The 2,133-nt window shown below is 67.7% G+C and carries 2 protein-coding genes; both read left to right on the forward strand.

The features are described 5' to 3' along the window. On the forward strand, nucleotides 1–1,030 hold a 1,030-nt coding region (locus tag AC3XYG_RS37675), incomplete at its 5' end, for a hypothetical protein (protein WP_489145030.1). Then, nucleotides 1,027–2,133, forward strand: a 1,107-nt coding sequence (locus tag AC3XYG_RS37680) for a hypothetical protein (RefSeq protein ID WP_489145031.1), incomplete at its 3' end; no start/stop codon positions are given. The genes AC3XYG_RS37675 and AC3XYG_RS37680, both read left to right, overlap by 4 nt.

Genomic DNA, 2,133 nt, shown 5'->3' on the forward strand with positions numbered 1-2,133 from the left:
CAAGGCACTGGCCGACGACCCGCTCAACCACACCGTCGGCGCGCTGGCCGAAACCTCTGGGCTGCCGCCGCCGGCGCCGCTCGATGTCGGCAATCCGGTCGCATTCCGGGCCGGCCTGTCCGCGCGCGCACAATGGGCCGCCACCGGCACACGGACGTTCGAGACCGCCGCCATGCCCGCGCTGACCACGGCCGAAGCCGGGCAGGTCCGCGCAGCGCTGGACGCCGCTGATCCCGCGATGAAGGCCCGCATCTATGGTGACATCGTCGCTTCGACCTCGGGCGCCACCCGGGCGGCGACGCTGCAGAAGCTCGGATCCAAGGGCGTCGACGGCATGGTCGAAGCCTATGCCGGCGCGATGACCGGGATGGACCCGGCCATCGGCGAGAGCATCATCCGCGGGCAGGGAGCGCTGAAACTGAAGGACGCCTACAACCCACTGAAGGAAGGAAACCGGGACGACAGCAACGCGGCGATCGACAAATACATGCCGGCCGGGGCTTTCACGCTGGCCGCGCGCACCGATCCGCAGGGGGCCTATGCCGTGATGCGCGGCGCGGTCGTCGCGCGCGTGGCCGACCTCGCCGCGACCAACCCAAACTTCGACGGCAAGTTCGGCGACGCGCTGTTCCAGCGGGCAGTGGCCGATGTCACCGGCGGCGTCGTCACCCACAACGGCGGCAGTCTGATCGCGCCGATCCGCGGCATGAACCAGCGCGGCTTCGACGCCAAGATGGGCGGCCTGACCGATGGCGACCTGCAGGGCGTTCAGACCCAGAACGGAACCCCGATCACGGCCGAATACGTCAGGAACAATGCCCAATTGGAGAGCCTGTCGGATGGTCGCTACCTGGTGCGGCTGGGTCGCGATCCGGAACGTCCGATCTACGCCTTCCGCGACGTCGGCGCGAACGTGCCAAACCGGCTGCGGCCGTTCATCCTCGACCTGCGCAACATCGCGCCGAGCCAAACGCTTGCGGCCGAAAACCCGTCCGATCCCTCCGGCATGGCAAATTCATACCTGCGATGAGCCTTGACCTGTTCGCCAGCAACATCGACGACGCCGTGGGCTACGCGGGCCGGGTCTCCGCGCCCGAACTGCCATCGACATTCTCGGACAATTTCGACGACGCCTTCGCCAAGGGCCGACTGGTCAGCCAGTCGATCTCGGGCAACCTGCGCAAGTCGCGCGCGCTGTCGGACTACATGGACGAGGTCCAGGCCAAGACCGGCGAGCCGCTGCAACTGCCGGAGACGGCGTCGATCGCGGACATGAATGCCCGGGTCCGGGCGCTGAAGGCGGCCAGGCCGGAGCTCGACGTTTCCGAACTGACCGACGAGGAAATCCAGCGGCGCGCCGACGAGATTGGGGTCCGGCAACTGGCCGACAGCCAAGCGCTAGATCGGCGCGAGCGCACCACCGGCGGCGCGATAGGCTCGTTCCTCGGCACCGCCGGCGCGGCTGTCAGCGACCCCGTCAACATGGTGGCGTTCCCGCTGGCTGCCCCGGAATCGCTCGGCATCCTCGGCACCGCGCTGGCATGGAGCGCGATCGGTGCCGGCTCACAGACCGCCATCGAGAGCATCAACGCTCAGAGCATGGAGCGCATCCAGCCCGGCTATACGACCAGCGGCGAGCCACTGCAGAACATCGCCGAGGCCGGCTTCGCGGGCGGGGTGCTCGGTGGCGGGCTGAAGGGGCTTTCGAGCCTGTGGACCAAGGCCAAGACCGGCAACTGGCCACGCACCGTCCGCGATGCCGGAAACGTGGTCGAGAGCGAGGCGCAGATCGCCTCGACGAATCCGATGCCGGGGATCGAGGGCGAGGCCGCGCACCGCACCGCACTGACCAAGGCGATCGACGACCTCGCGAACGGCCGCCCGGTCGATGTAGATCATATCATCACACCAGACCTGCTGGAGCGGTCACGCGGACTGGTCGACAGACTGCAGGCTGAACAGCCACTTTCGCTTCCGATTATCAATCAGCGCGCGATCGAACTGGCCGCGGATAATCAGCGGCTCGCGGCCCGGGATGCCGAACTGGCTGCCAACCTGGATAAACTACCGGCCGGCGATGTGTCTGCCGTGGATCGGCTCAATCGACTGGACGCCGTTGAGCGGCAGATCGAA

Source organism: Inquilinus sp. (genome assembly GCF_057815775.1).